The 18952-nt window shown below is 67.7% G+C and carries 20 protein-coding genes and 1 pseudogene; 11 read left to right on the top strand and 10 right to left on the bottom strand.

The genetic code is table 11. The annotated features are described in order from the left end of the window. Positions 1-353 precede the first annotated feature (353 nt). Positions 354-515: a hypothetical protein gene (locus G6N23_RS21990; protein ID WP_234808622.1), complete on the bottom strand. Its 162-nt coding sequence runs from the start codon at positions 513-515 to the stop codon at positions 354-356. On the opposite strand from G6N23_RS21990, the gene G6N23_RS22690 reads away from it, so the two are divergent. From G6N23_RS22690 to G6N23_RS12175, 5 genes are all read left to right on the top strand, one after another. Continuing rightward, a complete protein-coding gene (locus G6N23_RS22690) occupies positions 441-629 on the top strand; it encodes a hypothetical protein (RefSeq protein WP_372508900.1) in 189 nt (62 codons plus the stop codon). The genes G6N23_RS21990 and G6N23_RS22690 overlap by 75 nt on opposite strands. A gap of 132 nt (positions 630-761) precedes the next feature. Beyond that, entirely contained in the window at positions 762-1136 is a 375-nt protein-coding gene (locus G6N23_RS12190; protein ID WP_234808621.1) for a hypothetical protein, read from the top strand. A 193-nt stretch (positions 1137-1329) separates the two neighbouring features. Next, on the top strand, positions 1330-1482 hold the full coding sequence (locus G6N23_RS21985) for a hypothetical protein (RefSeq protein WP_234808620.1): 153 nt from the start codon (positions 1330-1332) through the stop codon (positions 1480-1482). After that, complete coding sequence (locus G6N23_RS12180; protein ID WP_157997525.1) at positions 1479-1643, top strand: hypothetical protein; 165 nt, start codon at positions 1479-1481, stop codon at positions 1641-1643. The genes G6N23_RS21985 and G6N23_RS12180 overlap by 4 nt, the downstream gene beginning before the upstream one ends. Then, positions 1633-1890, top strand: a complete 258-nt coding sequence (locus tag G6N23_RS12175) for a hypothetical protein (RefSeq protein WP_085261058.1) — start codon at positions 1633-1635, stop codon at positions 1888-1890. The genes G6N23_RS12180 and G6N23_RS12175 overlap by 11 nt, the downstream gene beginning before the upstream one ends. A gap of 1957 nt (positions 1891-3847) precedes the next feature. Here G6N23_RS12175 and G6N23_RS21980 read toward each other — a convergent pair. Next, positions 3848-4945 (bottom strand): annotated as a pseudogene (locus G6N23_RS21980) (DUF222 domain-containing protein); the annotation flags it as partial. 162 nt (positions 4946-5107) lie between these two features. Here G6N23_RS21980 and G6N23_RS12160 point away from each other — a divergent pair. Continuing rightward, positions 5108-5353, top strand: a complete 246-nt coding sequence (locus tag G6N23_RS12160) for a hypothetical protein (protein ID WP_179961133.1) — start codon at positions 5108-5110, stop codon at positions 5351-5353. Between the two features lie 101 nt (positions 5354-5454). Further along, positions 5455-5610, top strand: a complete 156-nt coding sequence (locus G6N23_RS22685) for a hypothetical protein (protein WP_157997526.1) — start codon at positions 5455-5457, stop codon at positions 5608-5610. 89 nt (positions 5611-5699) lie between these two features. Here G6N23_RS22685 and glnA read toward each other — a convergent pair whose 3' ends face one another. Continuing rightward, complete coding sequence (gene glnA / locus G6N23_RS12150) at positions 5700-7136, bottom strand: type I glutamate--ammonia ligase (RefSeq protein WP_085261056.1); 1437 nt, start codon at positions 7134-7136, stop codon at positions 5700-5702. Positions 7137-7250: 114 nt separating this feature from the next. On the opposite strand from glnA, the gene G6N23_RS12145 reads away from it, so the two are divergent. Beyond that, positions 7251-7721, top strand: a complete 471-nt coding sequence (locus G6N23_RS12145) for an RDD family protein (RefSeq protein WP_085261055.1) — start codon at positions 7251-7253, stop codon at positions 7719-7721. Here G6N23_RS12145 and G6N23_RS12140 read toward each other — a convergent pair. From G6N23_RS12140 to sucB, 5 genes are all read right to left on the bottom strand, one after another. Then, the gene (locus G6N23_RS12140; protein ID WP_085261054.1) at positions 7718-8470 is read right to left on the bottom strand and encodes a DUF4191 domain-containing protein; all 753 of its coding nucleotides are present in this window, start codon (positions 8468-8470) and stop codon (positions 7718-7720) included. The genes G6N23_RS12145 and G6N23_RS12140 overlap by 4 nt on opposite strands. Before the next feature lie 31 nt (positions 8471-8501). Continuing rightward, positions 8502-9452: a lipoyl synthase gene (locus G6N23_RS12135; protein WP_085261053.1), complete on the bottom strand. Its 951-nt coding sequence runs from the start codon at positions 9450-9452 to the stop codon at positions 8502-8504. Next, positions 9449-10153 carry a lipoyl(octanoyl) transferase LipB gene (lipB, locus tag G6N23_RS12130; RefSeq protein WP_085261052.1) on the bottom strand — a complete coding sequence of 235 codons (705 nt, stop codon included), beginning with the start codon at positions 10151-10153 and terminating at the stop codon, positions 9449-9451. The genes G6N23_RS12135 and lipB overlap by 4 nt, the downstream gene beginning before the upstream one ends. Before the next feature lie 66 nt (positions 10154-10219). Beyond that, complete coding sequence (locus tag G6N23_RS12125; RefSeq protein WP_085261051.1) at positions 10220-11131, bottom strand: TIGR01777 family oxidoreductase; 912 nt, start codon at positions 11129-11131, stop codon at positions 10220-10222. Positions 11132-11173: 42 nt separating this feature from the next. Then, positions 11174-12937 carry a 2-oxoglutarate dehydrogenase, E2 component, dihydrolipoamide succinyltransferase gene (sucB, locus tag G6N23_RS12120; protein WP_085261050.1) on the bottom strand — a complete coding sequence of 588 codons (1764 nt, stop codon included), beginning with the start codon at positions 12935-12937 and terminating at the stop codon, positions 11174-11176. Positions 12938-13009: 72 nt separating this feature from the next. Between sucB and G6N23_RS12115 the strand changes: the two genes are divergently transcribed. Beyond that, complete coding sequence (locus G6N23_RS12115; RefSeq protein ID WP_234808619.1) at positions 13010-14005, top strand: hypothetical protein; 996 nt, start codon at positions 13010-13012, stop codon at positions 14003-14005. An 18-nt stretch (positions 14006-14023) separates the two neighbouring features. On the opposite strand, the gene G6N23_RS12110 is transcribed toward G6N23_RS12115, so the two are convergent. Then, positions 14024-15589, bottom strand: coding sequence for a leucyl aminopeptidase (locus tag G6N23_RS12110; RefSeq protein ID WP_095173816.1), 1566 nt, complete (start codon positions 15587-15589; stop codon positions 14024-14026). Positions 15590-15600: 11 nt separating this feature from the next. Beyond that, positions 15601-16689: an adenylate/guanylate cyclase domain-containing protein gene (locus G6N23_RS12105; protein ID WP_085261047.1), complete on the bottom strand. Its 1089-nt coding sequence runs from the start codon at positions 16687-16689 to the stop codon at positions 15601-15603. A 32-nt stretch (positions 16690-16721) separates the two neighbouring features. Between G6N23_RS12105 and gcvT the strand changes: the two genes are divergently transcribed. Then, positions 16722-17816, top strand: coding sequence for a glycine cleavage system aminomethyltransferase GcvT (gene gcvT / locus G6N23_RS12100; protein ID WP_085261046.1), 1095 nt, complete (start codon positions 16722-16724; stop codon positions 17814-17816). Positions 17817-17839: 23 nt separating this feature from the next. Then, positions 17840-18946 carry a branched-chain amino acid aminotransferase gene (locus G6N23_RS12095; RefSeq protein WP_085261045.1) on the top strand — a complete coding sequence of 369 codons (1107 nt, stop codon included), beginning with the start codon at positions 17840-17842 and terminating at the stop codon, positions 18944-18946. Positions 18947-18952: the final 6 nt, after the last annotated feature.

The following is an 18952-nucleotide window of genomic DNA, read 5'->3' as shown; positions in this document are numbered from 1 at the left end:
GCCACCGACCCCGGGCTTAAGGACCCCGGGGGCCGGTGGCGCCTGCCGGGCCGCCCCCAACGCAACACGGCGCCCCACCATTCGTTCCGGTGGGATCAGCGCCCACTCGGCCCAAGATGCGCCGGGGTTTCTTCACTGAGCACGCGGACCATCACAGCTACCACCGCAACGCTCGGCGCGGCGGCGGCGGCCCGGCAGGCCACCACGACCAGACCAGGACGGAGCACGCGATGAGCGGCAGCAGATCAGCCAGCGGTTGGCCGCCACCAGGACCCGAACGCAACCCGTCATCGTCACGCTGGACACGACGCAGCGAGAGCGCGAAGGTCACCAACACCTGGGAGTGGAAACAGCTACGCAAACAGGTACTCGATGAAGCCGATGAAACCTGCCAAGTGCGCGCCAAAGGCTGCCAAGGTCGCGCAACCCAGGTCGACCACATCCTCAGCGTTGACGAACGCCCAGACCTTGCGTACGAGCCAAGCAACTGCCGCGCAATCTGCAAACGCTGCCACGCATCCATCACCGGTAAGCAAGGCCGGGCCAAACAGTTGGGCACCAATCGGAAGCGGCCACCGCGACTGCACCCGTCCCAGTGCGACCCCGACACCGGTGAGCAGTACCGATGACCTGCGGCGATGGGGTGGGGGCCGCCCCCGGCCGATCGCGCGTTCTGTCGGCTGCCATAGGGGCTGCCGGTAAGCCCGAAGATACGAGTCCCCATGGGGAGCCGCCCGAACCGGGCGAGGAAGGAGACCACCGTGACGGTGGCAGATGTTGAGGCGCGGGTCCGTGCCGAGTACGCCGAGCTGTTGAACGAAATCGGCGGCGGCCGAGTGCAGTTCTCCCCGGATGAGTCGGCGATGGTCGACGCCGGTGTGCGGCTGGCTTGCCGGATCGCGATGCTGGAAGTTGCGCTGGCTGCTGAGGCCGGTGGTGCCGAGCCTGACCCGGCGATCCTGGTGCGGCTGTCGGCTGAAATAAGGGCCAGCGAGAAGGAGTCGGTGCTGATGTGGGGCCGGGTGCGGCGTGGTCTGGAGCGCACCGTGGCCGCGGCGGGGCCGGCGGCGTCGGCGGGGCGGCCGGCTGCGGTGCGGGGCGCCGGCCACAACGGGGGGCGCCGCAACCATGGGTAGATTTGTTGCCCCGGCGGGGCCGCCGTTGGATTACGGGTCGGCGGGTGATTGGTTCCGGGCGGTCCGGTGCCTCGACGTTGCGTTGCATTACGGGCAGGTGGACGAGTCCTGCGGCCGGGTGGCGAACTTCCTTGATAGCTGGGAGGCGGCGAACGGTGGGCCGCCGCATAGGGCGCCGGGTGTGGGTGGCCGCATGTCGACGTGGTTGGTGCAGGTCGCCGCTGGGCGTGGACAGTTCCCGGCGGTGACCGGGGAGCAGAAGTTGTCGGATCATGCGGTGCGGGATGGCTGGTATCCGGGGCTGCCGCCGGCGCCCGACCTGGCTGATTATCGGGACCTCGAGTGACCGCCGGCGATGATGGGACGGCCGCGGTTGCGGCCGAGTTGGGCGCCGCGGTGGCGGCGCGTCTGTTGCGGCTCGAGGAGCGTGTGCGCGCATTGGAAGCGCAGCAGCCGCGGATCATCGCGGTCGGTGGTGGGCCTGGACTGGTCGATCATGCGGACTGACCAAGGGCGGCCGTTGCCGCCGTGCGAGCTGCGGGCGATCCAGGCCGCTGCCGACGAGGCTGGCAGGTGGATCGCATCGCCGGGTACCCGCTTGCGCGCCAGGTGGATTGAACTGCACTCGGTGCTGATCGAGTGGACCGGTTGGGGCGTGCCGTTACCGACGCCGGCTGAGTGGTCGGCGATCGTGGCGGCGGTGCGCGCTGCCCGGGCCGACGAGGCCCTGGCCCGGGCAGCGGTTGCCGGCTAGCTGGCCCATTTCGACCCGGCCGGAAGGTTGACGTACGTGTTCTTACCTGACTGCATACCGTCACCATGACGATGTGTGCCGTTCACACTGATCACCGACGAGCGATACCGGGTGGACGGGTGTGGCAACTGTGATCGTTGCCCTACGCTGAGGCTGCCTCCTGGCTTTGTCGTGTCGATATTCGGTATTGCGCGAGCTTCTGAGCAAGGCGAGACGCGATGGCCTCTATCTGGGGTTCCAGCGGCTGGGATCGATCGACTGTCTCGCCTCCTACATCTCGAGAAATGTCGAAAGAACTATAGTTGACGCCTGCGAACCAAATCGGGATTACGGAGTCTTCACCGAATCTTTGCTTGAACTGCTCTGATTCAAATTTCGTCCAGATCCTCTGAGGGTATTCTGGGCCCAAAATCACCACCACAAAAGTCGCTTCACTCTTGTAAATGGGCGCTAGGTACTCTTCAACGTTTTTGGCAAGAATGCGCGCTTGCTCATTCTGGTCGTAAAATATTTCGTGTTCAAGTTCTGACAATTCGTCAAACAACAGTCCCGCTACATCCCGGTCCGCGCCCGCAAATGATAGTGCAAAATCATAACGATTTTCGAACGATACATCGAAGTACCCGATCCTCTCGGCGAACTTATTCCATGCTAGGTTCTTGATAAAAAAGAAGAACTTCGGATCTTCTACCGCCAGGACACGGGCTTCTGCATCGTAATGCAGCAAGCCGCCAAGCATTTCCTCTTGTTCCGATATGTGCCGCTCCAAGTGGCCCTTTTCTACGACCTGACCGACACTGCCTCGTAATCCGGGGTTTCTGGCCATCTCTCGATCGAGATCGATTGTCCATTCATCGCTCATCGCGAGCCATCTAAGGATCTGCAAATACGGCGCCCTGCCTTCGCGTCGAAGTTTCTTGCCTTTGGCGAACACTTCGGCTTGTCGATAAAAAGAGCCAGTTAGACGATCGAGCACTCTCTCACGGACCAGCTCGAAGGAGACTCCCAATTCTGTGGACGCTTCAGCGGATTCCGTTACTCCTGCGGTCAAGCATGCGTCATGACAAAGCATTTGCGCAATATTGAAACTACCATCGGCCGCTTGAACTATATTGTCAATTATCGGAATGGTAATGTTTAACGCATCGCATCCAAGTTCTATCAGTCGCGTCACCCGGTCGTCTGGGTTGATCCCGAACTTGATGATCTCGATTCGTCCGCTTAGGTCCGGAGCAAGAGAAATCAGCGACTCGCCGGCGCGATTAATGCCAATTACTATAATTTTTGCTTCCCCACGTTCCTCGTCTGCGAGGATCTTCAAGTGGTCCGCAATTTCTAGGCGCAACGCTGTGTCAAGTTTATGGAAGTCATCGATAACTACGACTCCAGCATCCGGAATGCTTGGTAGCTCAGCTATTAGTTCTCGATCTTCCTTGCGGCGTGCGGTCAAAGGCAAGACACTTGTTCCTAGTTGATCGGCCAGTCTCTCGATAGCCTTTGCAACGGCGCTCGTCTTGCCAATTCCTGATGGGCCCTCGATTATGACGCCGCGGCCTCGGGTGCGCAGCGCGACCAAAAGCCTGTCAAATTCGACTGGCTCTACAAACGTCGCGTCGGGGACACCCGCCAGCTTGAAAACATCCTCCAACTTATAGTCGGACACCTGTCTCAACCTCCTTGGCCTACGTTGACCTTGGTCGACAGGGCAGCTTTGGGCCCTCCGCCGACTTTGTTGACGGAAGTTTATGGCTATGGCCGCAATCCTGCCGCCAGTGGCTCCTGTGAGCTGTCCGGTCTCAGTACTGACGAGGGCGCAACCGTTCGCGTTCGCTCGCACCTCGGGTCGGTGGGGCGGGCAAGCGAACAACAGACGCCCCGTGAAGCTACGACCTCCGGCGACCGACCCGGCGAATAACACTGACGCGTGTGGCAAAATAAGTGCACAAGCAATGACTACTTGGGCGTAGCAGATCAATCGTTGGTCGGCAGTGGCCACTCGCTTCTGCCGACCCAGGTACAGCGGCCGTTTGGTGTGGTCGTCGAACACAGCCAGGTAGTGAATCGCGTTGCCCGCCATGCGGATCAGGTCGCGCATGGGAAGCCGCGACCCACCGCCGGTGGTAGCGGGCGTGGGCATGGGGACCGAGGGATCGCGTGCCGCGTGGGCAGCTTGGTTGAGTTCGGCCAAAGTAGTGGTGACCACGACGGTGACCGGATGCCCACGGTGAGTGCCCAAGCCCTTGGAGGAGAGGGCGGTGGCCATGGCGAGTTTGAAGGCGTCGTGGCGGCGCTGGGCGTCGGTGCGCTCATCACGGCCTGGGGGTTGCCCGTTGGGTTGGTGCCGGCCAGGCCGTACCGCGGCGGCCACGGCCTCGAAGTAGGCACGGGCCTCGGGATCCAGCAGCCCCGAGAGCTTCGACATGCCGTCCGGGCCTTGGCGGCCCAGGACCAGGCCGCGGCGGCGTGCCCGGTCTTCATCGCTGAACAGTCCGTCGGGGTTGAGGTAGTCGGCGATGCGCTGGCCGAGTTTGACCACGACGCCCGAATCCACCCGGCTGGCGTGGGTGACCAGGGCGGCTTCGGCCTCGGCGACGTCGGCCGGCGGCACCGACGCCGGCAGCACGTCGACGGCTTGGCAGACCGCCCGGATGTGGTCCTCCCCAACCGCACCGGCTTCGACCGCCTGCGCCAAGGCGGGTAACTCTGGGGGGATCTCGGCGCCGGTCAGCGAGCGGCGGTGCCGGATGCGGGCGGCCAGCCGGCAGCGGCGGGTGATCTCGCGCGGGGTGATCCGCAGCCGCTTCCACAGTGCGTCCCGCACCGCAGCGATCGAGCCCTCCCCATCGGGCGGGTCGGCCAGCTCGCCGAAGATCCGGTACATCAACCCCCGGTTGGTGCGCTCCTGGGTCTCCAGGCGCGCGGCGACATCGACGCGAAAAGCGTTGCCCACCAGATCCGAAGAGGTTTCCCGCAGCACCGCATGGGCGGCATCGATGGCATCCAGTGCCGCGCAGATCTGCTCCCGCGCCGCTACCGCACTCAGTGCTGTTGCCATACCCCGACGCTAAGAACCAGGCCTGACACCATCGCCGAACCCGACAGCGCCGAACCACCCAACTGTGGATGAAACCTCAATTGTGGATAAGCGGCGCTGAGGCGGGGCCCACACCCTCGCGAATTCCGGTTCCATGTCGGAGTTGATTGACAGCTGTTCTTCGTGCCGCTCAACCAGCAGTGGGCGGATGCCGGCGAATCGATGCTCAGCGCCGCGCAGGCGTTCGACACTGCGATCGCAGACGGCTCGCTATCGGATGCGGTTTCGGCTCAACTCCAGATATTCGGGGTCGACTTCTTCCCGTTGATCCCGGCGGTGATTGCGTCCATCCCGGTCGTGTGGATCGGCAACCTCTTCGGCGACGCGAACGCTGTAGTGAGCCCGCGGGCGACATCCGCCGGCCACTGAACCTGCCTCGTGGCATTCCCGCCGACCGGCTGGTGCCCGCACTGAACTTCGCGCGCTTTGCGCCGCCGATCCATGCCCACTCGCGGATTCGTGGGCTTCGGTTGATCGCCACTGACCTGGACTGGGCCGTCGGACGTGGGCGTGATGTCTACGGTCGGGCGGAGGCCCTGTTGTTGGCCCTCGCCGGGCGCCACGGCGTCACTCGCGAACTCAACGGTCCAGGGCTGGCGTTGCTGCACAACCGAATCGGCGGCTGACGCCCCGCTCACCAGCCTAGGACGGCCACGTTCCCGCGGGTGTTGGGAGGCGACCTGGTCGGCGGATGCCCACGCCGCCGCATCTCGACTCAGCAGTCGTAGTACAGCGCGAACTCGTAGGGGTGCGGGCGCAGGTTGACCGGGGTGATCTCGTGGTCCCGTTTGTAGCGCAGCCAGTTCTCGATCAGATCCGGGGTGAAAACCCCGCCCTCGGTGAGGTATTCGTGATCGGCCTCCAGGTTGTCCATCACCTGGGCCAACTGGGTCGGGGCCTGCGGAATGCCGGCGGCCTCGTCGGGGGGCAGCTCGTAGAGATCCTTGTCGACCGGCGCAGCCGGCTCGATCTTGTTCTTGACGCCGTCGATGCACGCCATCAGCATGGCCGCGAACGCCAGATACGGGTTGCCCGAGGAGTCCGGGCAGCGGAACTCCAGCCGCTTGGCCTTCGGATTGGTGCCGGTGATCGGGATGCGCACGCAGGCCGACCGGTTGCGCTGGCTGTAGACCAGGTTGATCGGCGCCTCATAGTGCGGCACCAGGCGCTTGTAGGAGTTGATGGTCGGGTTGGTGAACGCCAGCAGCGACGGCGCGTGGTGCAGGATGCCGCCGATGCAGTAGCGGGCGAGGTCGGACAGCCCGGCGTAGCCGGCCTCGTCGTAGAACAGCGGCTCGCCGTCCTTCCACAGTGACAGGTGCACGTGCATGCCCGAGCCGTTGTCGCCGAAGAGCGGTTTGGGCATGAAGGTGACGGTCTTGCCGTGCGCCCAGGCGGTGTTCTTGATGATGTATTTGAACAGCATCAGATCATCGGCGGCGTGTAGCAGCGTGTTGAACTTGTAGTTGATCTCGGCCTGCCCGCCGGAGCCGCACTCGTGATGGCCGCGTTCCAGGGTCAGGCCGGCGTTGGTGAGGTTGGTGGTCATGGCGTCGCGCAGGTCGACGTAGTGGTCGTTGGGCGCCACCGGGAAGTAGCCGCCCTTCGGGCGCGTCTTGTAACCGCGGTTGACCCCTCCGCCGATCTCCGTCGGTGAGCCGGTGTTCCACCAGCCCGAATCGGAGTCGACGGCATAGAAGGTGCCGTTCATCTGGGAGTCGAATCTCACCGAGTCGAAGATGTAGAACTCGGCCTCGGCACCGAAGTAGGCGGTGTCGGCGATGCCGGTGCTGGCCAGGTAGTTCTCGGCTTTGCGCGCGACGTTGCGCGGATCACGCGAGTAGGGCTCGCGGGTGAACGGGTCGTGCACGAAGAAGTTCAGGTTCAGCGTCTTGGCCGCCCGGAACGGATCGATCTGCGCGGTGGAGAAGTCCGGCAGCAGCATCATGTCCGACTCGTGGATGGACTGGAAGCCGCGGATCGAGGAGCCGTCGAAGGCCAATCCGTCCTCGAAAACGCTCGCATCCAGCGTGGAGGCGGGGATCGTCAGATGCTGCATCATGCCCGGCAAGTCGCAGAACTGGATGTCGATGTACTCCACGTTCTCATCGGCGACGAGTTTGAGAATGTCGTCGGCCGTCTTGTCGGTCACAGAACTGTTCTCCTCCGGTGGCTGCCACGGTCGGACGCTGGCTGCTGACGTTACGCAACGGCGACGGGGCCGGGCGAAGCCGGGTCGGGTCCCGCCCCGCTTATCGTAGGGACCATGAGCCGCACCTTCTCATCGTGGCTGTCCGGGCCGGAGTCGGCCGGACCGCAGCCTCCCGACGGCGCCCCGGGGCAGGCTCTGGGCCTGCCACCCACCGGTCCCGGCTCGCTGGCCTCGACGGGGCGTCGCGTGCTGGCCCTGGCCGTCGACTGGCTGGTGGCCTACGGGATCGCCGGCCTGGGTCTGGTACTGGGCGTGCTGACCCAGGACTTGCTGGCGACCGCCGTGCTGGTCATCTGGCTGGTGCTCGGCGCCGCGGCACTGCGACTGTTCGGCTTCACGCCGGGCCAGTACGCCTGCGGGCTACGGGTGATCGCGGTGGACGGGGCCGGCCCGGGAGTCGGAATCGTGCGCGCGGTGCTCCGCGGACTACTGATCGCGCTGGTGGTCCCGGCGCTGTTCACCGACGCCGACGGTCGCGGTCTGCAGGACCGCGCCACCGCCACCGCGGTGGTGCGAAGCCGCTAGCGCCGGCGCACGGCGCGCTGCACACCGCGCAGCTTCGCACCGCCGGGCAGCGGGCCTTTGGGCATGGCCGCGGTGCCGGTCCGCGAGCCCAGTGCGCTCAGCCGCGACTCCAGCGAATCCATCTGCTTGGTCGAGATGTTGGCCGGGAGCTTGGTCAGGAACCGTTCCAGCTTGGCCAGCGGAACCTCGCCGTCACCGGGGCCCACCACCACGTCGTAGATCGGGACGTCGCCGACCAGCCGGGCGGTGCGCTTCTTCTCTTGGGCCAGCAGTGGTTTGAGCCGGGAAGCCGAGCCTTCGGCGACGAAGATGATGCCCGGCCGTCCGATCACACGGTGCACCGCGTCGAGCTGGCCGGTGGCGGCCACCGCCGAGGTGACCCGCCACTTGCCCCGGAGATTCTCCAGCGCCCACGCTGCCGCACCGGCCTGCCCCTCGGCCTTGCGATACACCGTCCGCTGGGCACGGCGGCCGAAGATCACGAACGCCACCAGCGCGCCCAGCACCAGGCCGAGCGGAATCGTCGTCAACTTGGCGAAGGTGCCGCCGTTGAACGCCAGGGCGGTGGTCACCCCGGAGACCAGCACAAAGGCGCCGATCATATACGGCAACAGCCGCTTGTCCTCTTTGCGCTGCAGCTGGAAGGCCTGCCAGAGCTGGGTGCGGCGCTCCTTGGAGGCGGCCTTGCGGGTGGCTTTGGCCGCCGCCCGGGCAGCCTTGTTCTCGGCGGTGGTGCGCGGTCTGGACATAGCTACCAAGGATACCCAGCAGGGGTTACCGTCAGCCGTGGGCTGCGGTGCGGCCCAGCTCGGCGCGACGCTCCATGGCCTGCTGATAGAGCCGGCCGGCCCGATACGACGAGCGCACCAGCGGCCCCGACATCACCCCGGCGAACCCGAGCTCTTCGGCGTACCGGGCGTGCTCGACGAACTCTTCGGGCTTGACCCACCGGTCGATCGGATGATGGCGTTCGCTGGGCCGCAGGTACTGGGTGATGGTGACCAGCTCGGCGCCGGCGTCGTACATGGCCGACAGCGCCTCACGGATCTCCTCGGCGGTCTCTCCCATGCCCAGGATGAGGTTGCTCTTGGCGACCAGCCCGGCGTCGCGGGCCTGGGTCAGCACGCCGAGGCTGCGCTCGTAGCTGAATCCGGGCCGGATCAACCTGAAGATGCGCGGCACCGTTTCGACGTTGTGCGCCAGCACTTCCGGGCGGGATTCGAAGACCTCGCCCAGTAGGTCGGGCCGGCCGCCGAAGTCCGGGATCAGCAACTCGACACCGGTCGAGGGGTTGAGTGCCTTGATGGCACGCACCGTCTCGGCGTAGAGCCAGGAACCCTGGTCGGCCAGATCGTCGCGGGCGACACCGGTCACGGTCGAATACCGCAGCCCCATCGCCTGCACGCTCTCGGCGACCCGGCGCGGCTCATCGCGGTCGAGTTCGCTCGGCTTACCCGATTTGATCAAGCAGAACGAACAGTTACGGGTGCAGACCTCGCCGCCGATCAGGAAGGTGGCCTCTCGGTCTTCCCAACACTCGTAGATGTTGGGGCAGCCCGCCTCCTCGCACACGGTGTGCAGCTTCTCCCGCTTCACCAAGCCCTTGAGGTCGGTGTAGTTCGGGCCCATCCGGGCGCGGGTTTTGATCCACGAAGGTTTGCGCTCGATCGGCGTCTCGGCGTTGCGTGCCTCGGCACGGCGTAATCTACGGCCTTCCGGAACGACGCTCACCGGGTCGATGTTACGCGCGACTCGAAGTGTTCGCGCACCGGCAGCACGCCGTCCAGAGCGTCGACGACCGCGCTGGCGACCGCGTGCCGGACGTCGTCGACGCTGGTCACAAAGTCCAACTCCGCCGACAGCGATGTCACGCCCGCGTCGGCGATCCCGCACGGCACGATCGAGCTGAACGCACTGAGGTCACAATCACAATTGAGCGCGAACCCGTGCAGGGTGGTCGCGCGGGCCACCCGTACGCCGACCGCGGCGACCTTGCGAGCCGGGCGGACGCCGTCGGCCGGAAGCCAAACCCCCGACCGTCCATCCACGCGAATCGTGTTGAGGCCCAAGGTGTTGCACACTTCGATGAGTGACTCTTCAAGCCGTCGTACATAATTGACCACATCCATCGGCTCGGCCAGTCCGATGATCGGGTAGCCGACCAGCTGGCCGGGGCCGTGCCAGGTGATCCTGCCGCCCCGGTCGACGTCGACCACCGGGGTGCCTTGAACAGATGCGAGCGGGCGTTCGTGCGGCTCGGTGCGCCGCCCGGCGGTGTAGACCGGCGGATGCTCCAACAGCAGCAGAGTGTCCGGGCCACCGGCCACCCTGGCGTCGGCCAGATCACGCTGCAGCTGCCAGGCGGTGCCGTAGTCGACGGTGCCGAGCTGACGTACCTCGAGCGGCGCGGTGTCAGACCGGATGGACCTCATGCTCGCAGGCTACCCGGCTTGGCACCGGCCGCCGGAACGGGTCCGCGGGGCGCCGGGGACGGGGGATCACAGCGGGGTGGGGCGCGCGGTGGCGTAGTCGAGCGCCTCACCGATGGTGTTGTGCCGGAATTGGAAGCCGGCCTGCTCCAATGCGGCCGGAATGGCGCGCTGACCGGTGAGCAGCCCCTCATCGGCGAGTTCGCCTAAGGCGACCCGGGCCGCGAACCCGGGCAGCTGCAGCGGTGCCGGCCGGTTCAGCGCCCGGCCGAGCGCGGCGGTGAACTCGGCGTTGGTGACCGGGGCGGGCCCGGTCAGGTTGACCGGCCCGGCGATCGTCGACTCGGCCATCGCGAACCGCAGAGCCCGGATCTCGTCGTCCAGGCTGATCCAGGGCATGTACTGGCGGCCACTGCCCAGCCGGCTGCCCAGCCCCAGCGAGAACAACGGACGCAGCCGGGCCAGAAGCCCGCCCGAGCGGGCCAGCACCAACCCGGTGCGGGCCAGCACCACCCGGGCGCCGGCATCCCGGGCCGGCCCGGTAGCTGCTTCCCAGTCCTGGGCGAGCCGGGCCAGGAACCCGTCACCGGCCGGTGCGGACTCGTCGACCGTGCGGGCGCCGGTATCGCCGTAGAAGGCGACCCCGCTGGCATTGATCAGCACCGGCACCCCAGCCCGCGCCACCGCCGTCGACAGCACCTCGGTCGGGGTGATCCGACTGTCGCGCAGGTTCTGCTTGAATGCCCCGGACCAGCGGCGGTCACTGATGCCGATGCCGCACAGATTGACCACCGCGTCGACCCCGGTCAGGGCGTCCACGTCGATCTCGCCGGCCTCGGGATCCCAGCGCAGCTCGCCGGTGCCGGTCGGTGCCCGGCGCACGATCCGCAGCACCTGGTGGTCGGCGGCACGCAGGGCCGACGCCAGAGCGGAGCCGATCAGCCCCGACGACCCGGCGATCGCGACGATGGGGTAGTCCACAGCTGAAACCTCTTGCAGCCCTTCCTAAAGCCCCTAAGGCCGCTACAGCCCCAGCTCTGCCTCGAACGCGCCTTCTTCGAGTCGATTCTTGATCGTGGTCACGAACCTGCCGGCGTCGGCGCCGTCGATCAGCCGGTGGTCGTAGGTCAGCGGCAGGTAGCAGACCGACCGTACCCCGACCGACTCGTTGCCGGCCTCGTCGATGACGACCCGCGGCCGCTTGACGATGGCCCCGGTGCCGAGCATGGCGGCCTGCGGCGGAACCAGGATCGGGGTGTCGAACAGCGCGCCCTGACTGCCGATGTTGGTGATCGTGAAGGTGCCCCCGGACAGTTCGTCCGGTTTGAGGGCGCCCGACCGCGCTCGGGCGGCGATGTCGGCGATGGCCCGCGCCAATCCCGCCAGCGAAAGGTCGCCCGCGTTGTGGATCACCGGGGACAGCAGCCCCTGTTCGGTGTCGACGGCGAAACCCAGGTGCTCGGCGTCGTAATAGGTGATCTCACCGGCGTCCTCGTTATAGCTGGCGTTGACGTTCGGGTGCGCCTTGAGCGCGTCGATCACCGCGCGGGCGATGAACGGCAGGTAGGTCAGGTTGACCCCCTCGCGCTCGGCGAAGTCGGACTTGGCCCTGGCCCGCAGCGACACGATCTTGGTCATGTCGACCTCGTGGGTCTGGGTGAGTTGAGCGGTGGCCTGCAGGGATTCGCGGGTCTTCTTGGCGGTGATCTGCCGGATCCGGCTGGCCTTGGCCGTGCTGCCGCGCAGGTGTGCCAGCGCCGAGGCCGGAGCAGCGGCCGGCGCCGGGGCGGCTGCGGGCGACGGTGCCGCGGGACGCTCGGCGGCCGGGGCGGCCGGTGCCTTCTGCTGTTCTGCAAAGGCCAGCACGTCCTGCTTGCGGATCCGCCCGCCCACCCCGGTGCCGGTGACCTGGCTCAGATCGACGTTGTTGTCGGTGGCGAGCTTGCGCACCAGCGGGGTGACGTAGGGCGTGGCGTCGGAGCCGGGGGAGGGCTGCGCCGGTGTGTCGCGCCGGGCTGTGGCGGCGGGCGCGGGCGCCGGTGTCGGTGCGGGCTCGGGCTCGGGCCGGGCCTGCGGTGCGGGCGCCGGTTCCGGTTCCGGTTCCGGTTCCGGCTCCGGCTCGGGTGCGGGTGCCGGTGCCGGTGCTGCCGCCGGTGCGGCCCCGGACGCCGAACCGATCCTGGCCAGCTCGCCGCCGACCTCGACGGTGGCGTCCTCTTCGGCGGTGATCGCCAGCAGGGTCCCGGCCACCGGCGACGGGATCTCGGTGTCGACCTTGTCGGTGGAGACCTCCACCAGCGGTTCGTCGACCTCGACCGAGTCGCCGACCTGCTTCAGCCAGCGCGTCACGGTGCCCTCGGTGACCGATTCGCCCAACTCGGGCATCAGCACCGGGGTGCCGTCACCGGCCGGTGCCGGCGCCGCGGGCTCGGGTGCGGACGCTGCGGGCTCGGGCGCGGACGCCGCGGGCTCGGACGCTGCGGGCTCGGGCGCTGCGGGCTCGGCCGCGGGGGCGGCAGGTGCTGCCGCCGGCGCCTGGGCCTGCTCGCCGGCCTCGCCGATCAACGCCAACTCGCCGCCGACCTCGACCGTGGCGTCCTCCTCGGCGATGATCTTGGTCAGCACGCCGGACACCGGCGCGGGGATCTCGGTGTCGACCTTGTCGGTGGAGACCTCCAGCAGGGGCTCGTCGACCTCGACGGTGTCGCCCTCCTTCTTGAGCCAGCGGGTCACGGTTCCTTCGGTGACGCTCTCACCGAGTGCCGGCATCTGAACTGAGAACGCCATCGCTGTTGACTCCTCGTCGGTCGGTGGGCCGCCCTGGCTCGCCTTCTGGCTTACCACAGCGGGATGCGTCGAGTGGCCCGCCCGGCGGATTCTCGCGGGCCACAAACCATCCTGTCATTGCGGCGTCGTCGTCACCCTTCCAGGGGTCGGTGGCCGAATCGGTGGGCTAGCATCCCGATCGTGGCCACGGGATCTGGCGGTGAACCCTGCGTTTTGTGGTCGGGATTCGACATATCGGGCGTAGCCAGTAACTACCAGGCGATCGCCGGAATCCTTGCGGGCTTCACCTTTGCCGCCGTCACGGTTGTGCTCGACCGCTCCCATCGGCATCGCACGGGCGGGAACCCGGTCGGCGCCCGCGGGCTCGAATATGAGAAATTGACCGGAATCGCACTGGTCGCTGCATTTCTCGGCCTGCTTTTCGCCAGTTTCCAGTACGGAATCCTGTCCGGCGAACGGGGGTGCGCCCTGACCGGTGGACGCGCGGCCTCCGAAGAACTGCTCGGCGACGTGATGTTTGCTGCCTCGATCTACATCCTGGTCTATGGCCTGGTCCAGCTGGCCTCGAGTTCGGCCACCGCTCTCGCCAAACATGCCCGGTTCATCGTGGCAGTGCTGGTACCGCCGGTTGTCGTCTGTTTCGCCGAGATCAAACTCATGGATCTCGCGATCTCGCTCGGTTCGACCGAAGATCAGCAACCACTTCAGCCGTTGTGGGACCACGCCAATCGGCTCTCCGCCCCGATCGGGTTGACGATCCTGACCGGGTGCGGACTGCTGTGGTGGCTCGGATCCAAACGGCGGCGCACCACGGCACCGCCCGACCGGTTCTCGCGCATCACCCAAACGGCGCTTCCGTACCTCACCATCGCCGTCGTCATCTGCGCCCGGATTCATTCCGTGGTGGCGTTGCCGACGGTGAATCCGGCCGCGCACATCACACCGGCCGAGGGGTGGTCGTGGGTGATCGTGCTTACCGCCGTGGTGCTGGTGCAGAGCACTGCTCTGTCGTTCCAGAAAGGCGTGGACGGTTTCGATCCCGACCCGGAGTCGAAACTGCCGGACTGAGGCGACTTCCCGGATCGGCTAGCCGTTTTCTGCGATGTCCTCCAACACCGCGAACATGGTCCGGGTCGGCACCCCGGTGCCCCCCTTGGGGGTATAGCCCCAGGCGCCGGCGGTGTTGTAGGCCGGCCCGGCGACATCGATGTGGGCCCAGGCCACGCCCTCGGCCACGAACTCACGCAGGAACACCCCGGCGACCAGCATCCCGGCGAAGCGCTGCCCACTGACGTTGGCCAGATCGGCCACCGTCGACTTCAGGTCCTCTTTGAGCTCGTCGGGCAACGGCATCGGCCAGGCGTTCTCGCCGACGGCCTGCGAGATCCCCGCCACCCGGTCCCGGAACTCATCTGAGCCCATCACCCCGGGGGTGCGCGCACCGAGCGCCACGGTCTGGGCGCCGGTCAACGTCGAGGTCTCGATCAGGTAGTCCGGGTTGTCCTCGCAGGCCCGCACGATCGCGTCGGCCAGGATCAGCCGGCCCTCGGCATCGGTGTTGAGCACCTCGACGGTGATGCCGCCGTACTGGGTGAGCACGTCGCCGGGGCGCTGCGCGGTGGCCGAAGGCATGTTCTCGGCCATCGGCACCGTGGCGATCACCTCGATCGGCAGCCCACGCCGCGCGGCCAGCACCACGGTGGCGATCACCGCGGCGGCGCCACCCATGTCAGAGGTCATGTGGTGCATCGAGGCCGCCGGCTTGATCGAGATGCCGCCGGTGTCGAAGGTGATGCCCTTGCCGACCAGCGCCACCCGGGTGGGTGACGCCGTGCCCGCGGGCCGGTGGATCAGCCGCACCAGTCGAGGCGGACGGGCGGAGCCCTGGCCGACACCGACCACTCCGCCGTACCCGGCGTCGGCGAGTTCCTGCTCGTCGAGCACCTCGACCTCCAGGCCCGCGGATTCGCCCAGCGCCCTGGCCCGCTCGGCGAAGTCAGCCGGGAACAGGTGACTCGGTGGGGTGTTGACGAAGTCGCGCGCGGTGGCGACCGCCGCGGCGACGTCGGCCCCGTGTGCCGCGCGCGCCGCGGCGTCCTCGGCGGCGCACACCACGGTGACGGCGCGCAGGCCCGGATCCTTCGGGGCGGTCTTGTCGCTGCGGAACGCCGTGAAGCGGTAGCCGCCCAGCAACAGCCCCTCGACGGCGGCGGACACGATGTCCTGATCGCGGTCCTGACCCGGCTCGCCGGGCAGCCCGGCCAGGGTGCTGATCACCACAGCCGTGCCGTTCAGCGAGCGCGCCGCCGTGCCCGCGGCGCGCCGGATCAGCTCGGCGGGCCAGAAGTCGCGGGCCTTGCCCAGTCCGACGGTCAGCACACTGGCCACCGGCAGCGACGCCACCACCAGCCGGTTCACCTGGTCGCTGCCGCCCTTGGCGTTCAGCGCCCGCAACCCGGCCTCGATCTCGGCGATCGCCTCGGCGGGAAGCGCCGGTGCGGTCGCGGCGACCACGGCGCCGGGTTCATGCTCGTCGCCGGCCGAGACGACCGGCACGATCAGCACGGCCTCTCCGGCGGCTTCGTCGGTACCGGAGGGCAGCGAGTCGGCGGCGGTGACGGTGGGGGCGGGATATCCGGGTTGAGTGCTCACAAGCACTCACCCTAACGACCGGCGGGCGGGCCCAGCTCGTATGCCGGGATGGGCTCGTCGAAACCCTTGAGCGCCAACGGCCCCCGTTCGACAGCGGGCCAGTCGGGCAATTCCTTGACCACGCCGGCGCAGGCCAGAACCTGCCCGGGGGCAGCGGCATCCACCAGGCGCGCGGCCAGATTCACCGGGTTGCCGAAGTAGTCGCCGTTGATGGCCAGCACTTCGCCGTAGCCCAGCCCGGCCCGCACCCGCAGACCCACCTTGCGGGCTTTGGGGTGGTTGACCAGGTCGCACGCCGCCTTGGCCAGCAGTTCCGCGCTGGCGCTCACCCACATCACGGCGTCGCCGATGAACTTGACCACCCGTCCGCCGTCGGCATGCACCACGTCGGAGACGCTGCCGCCGAACTCGGTGAGCAGGTTCGCCAGTTCCTCGGACGAGAGCACCTGGGTCAGCGCGGTGAAACCGGTCAGGTCGGCGAAGCCCACGCCGCACATCATGCTCGCCGTCGGCCCAGCGGCCAGCCCCTCGAGGAACGTCCGGGCGCTGACCTGATGCTGGCGGTGCACGGCGTCGATCATCGCGCCGAGGCGCGGGATGAACTCCGCGACGGACCGCCAGGCCCGCGCGGTGGAGAGTTCGTCGAAGGTGTGGCCCAGCCACACGTCGGGCTCGCTGATCCGGATCATCGACGACTCGGCCTCGGCCAGCCGGGCCATCGTCGCCCCGAGCACCCGCAGGAATCCGTCGACCGGCTCGCCCAGGTTGGACCGCATCTCGACCCAGGTGGCCAGCCCGTCGACGTCGGCCTGGCTCAGCGCGGGCGTGTCCGCACTGGCGACGCTGAGCCCGAGCATCGTCCAGGCGCGCTCGACATCGCCCACCGGTACGCCCAACGCCTCGGCGGCGGTCCGCAGTGTGTAGTCGGGCGGACCGGAGCGCCCCACCACGTCACCGGCCAGCCCGAACAGCCGGCCCTGGCGCTCGGCCTCGGCCATCTGCTCGGTGGTGAAGCCGAGGTGATCCAGGTACTCAAGCAGGCCGGCGCGCTGGCGCGCGTCGGCGATTCCCGCGCTTTCGAGCGCGTCCCAATCAACCACCTACACAAGTGTGCCGATTAGGCTGGCTCGTCGTGAGCGAACTGCAACACGGACCCCTGGAAGACCGTCACCGCGAGCTGGGCGCCAGCTTCGCCGAATTCGGTGGCTGGCTGATGCCGGTGTCCTATGCCGGCACCGTGTCCGAGCACAACGCCACCCGCAGCGCGGTGGGTCTGTTCGATGTCAGCCACCTGGGCAAGGCGACCGTGGCCGGCCCGGGCGCCGCGGCGTTCATCAACGCGACGCTCACCAACGACCTGGGCAGGATAGGGCCGGGCAAAGCGCAATACACGTTGTGCTGCAACGAATCCGGTGGCGTCATCGACGACTTGATCGCCTACTACGTCGCCGACGACGAGATTTTTCTGGTTCCCAATGCGGCCAACACCGCGGCGGTGGTGGCCGTCCTGCGGGAGGCTGCGCCGGCCGGGGTGACGATCACCGACGAGCACCGCTCGCGCGCGGTGCTGGCGGTGCAGGGCCCGCGATCGACCGAGGTGCTGGCCGGTTTGGGACTGCCGACCGAGATGGACTACATGGCGTTCACCGACGCCAGCTACGCCGGCGTGCCGGTGCGGGTATGCCGCAGTGGCTACACCGGCGAACACGGCTATGAGCTGCTGCCGGAGTGGGACACCGCGGCGGTGGTGTTCGACGCGCTGGTGGCGGCGGTGGCACAGGCCGGAGGGGAGCTGGCCGGTCTGGGCGCCCGCGACACGCTGCGCACCGAGATGGGCTATCCGCTGCACGGTCACGAGTTGTCGCCTGCCATCTCGCCGCTGCAGGCGCGCTGCGGGTGGGCGATCGGCTGGAAGAAAGAGGCGTTCTTCGGACGTGAGGCGCTGCTGGCGGAGAAGGCGGCAGGCCCGGAACGGCTGCTGCGCGGGCTGCGCGCGACCGGGCGGGGCGTGCTGCGGGCCGACCTGGCGGTGCTCGACGGCGACCGGCAGGTCGGGATCACCACCTCGGGCACCTTCTCGCCGACGCTCAAGGCCGGTATCGCGCTGGCGTTGATCGACGTGCACGCCGAGATCGCCGACGGCGCGCAGCTGACCGTCGACGTGCGGGGCCGCCCGGTCGAGTGCGAGGTGCTACAGCCGCCGTTCGTGACGGCAAAAACCCGCTAGCGCACCGGTTATACAATCGCTGCATGAAAAGCGGCCTCCTCGAGTTCCACGTGTCGGTCACAGCGAACCCGACTCCTGACGAGGTACGCGAATCCATCCTGGCCGACCCGGGTTTCGGCAAGTACCACACCGACCACATGGTCTCGATCGACTACACCGTCGAGGCCGGCTGGCACAACGCGCGGGTCATGCCCTACGGGCCGATCGAACTGGACCCGTCGGCGATCGTCCTGCACTACGCGCAGGAGGTCTTCGAGGGGCTGAAGGCCTACCGCTGGACGGATGGTTCGATCGTGTCGTTCCGGCCGGAGGCCAACGCCGCCCGGATGCGCGCGTCGGCTCGGCGGCTGGCGATCCCGGAACTTCCCGACGATCTGTTCATCGAATCGCTGCGGCAGCTGATCGCCGTGGACGGGTCCTGGGTGCCGGCGGCCGGCGGCGAGGAATCGCTGTACCTTCGCCCCTTCATCTTCGCCACCGAGCCGGGACTGGGGGTACGGCCGGCCAACGAGTACCGCTGCCTGGTGATGGGCTCGCCGGCCGGGGCGTACTTCAAGGGCGGCATCAAGCCGGTGAGTGTGTGGCTGTCGACGGAGTACGTGCGGGCCTGCCCGGGCGGTACCGGAGCGGCCAAGTTCGGCGGGAACTACGCGGCGTCGCTGGTGGCCCAGGCGCAGGCCACCGACAACGGCTGCGACCAGGTGGTGTGGCTGGATGCGGCCGAGCGGCGCTACGTCGAAGAGATGGGCGGGATGAACCTGTTCTTCGTGTTCGGCGCCGGTGGCTCGGCGCGGCTGGTCACGCCGGAACTCTCCGGCTCACTGCTGCCCGGTATCACCCGCGACTCGTTGCTGCAGCTGGCCACCGACGCCGGCTTCGCGGTCGAAGAACGCAAGATCGATGTCAGTGAGTGGCAGAAGAAGGCCGCTTCCGGCGAGATCACCGAGGTCTTCGCCTGCGGCACCGCCGCCGTCATCACCCCGGTGTCGCAGGTCAAATCCGCGGACGGGGAGTTCACCATCGCCGACGGCCGGCCCGGTGAGGTCACCATGGCGCTGCGCGACACCTTGACCGGCATCCAGCGCGGCACCTTCGCCGACACCCACGGCTGGATGGCCCGGCTGGACTGAACGGCC

The organism is Mycolicibacter terrae (genome assembly GCF_010727125.1).
GTDB classification, from domain to species: domain Bacteria; phylum Actinomycetota; class Actinomycetes; order Mycobacteriales; family Mycobacteriaceae; genus Mycobacterium; species Mycobacterium terrae.
This window is presented reverse-complemented; position numbering and strand designations above follow the sequence as displayed.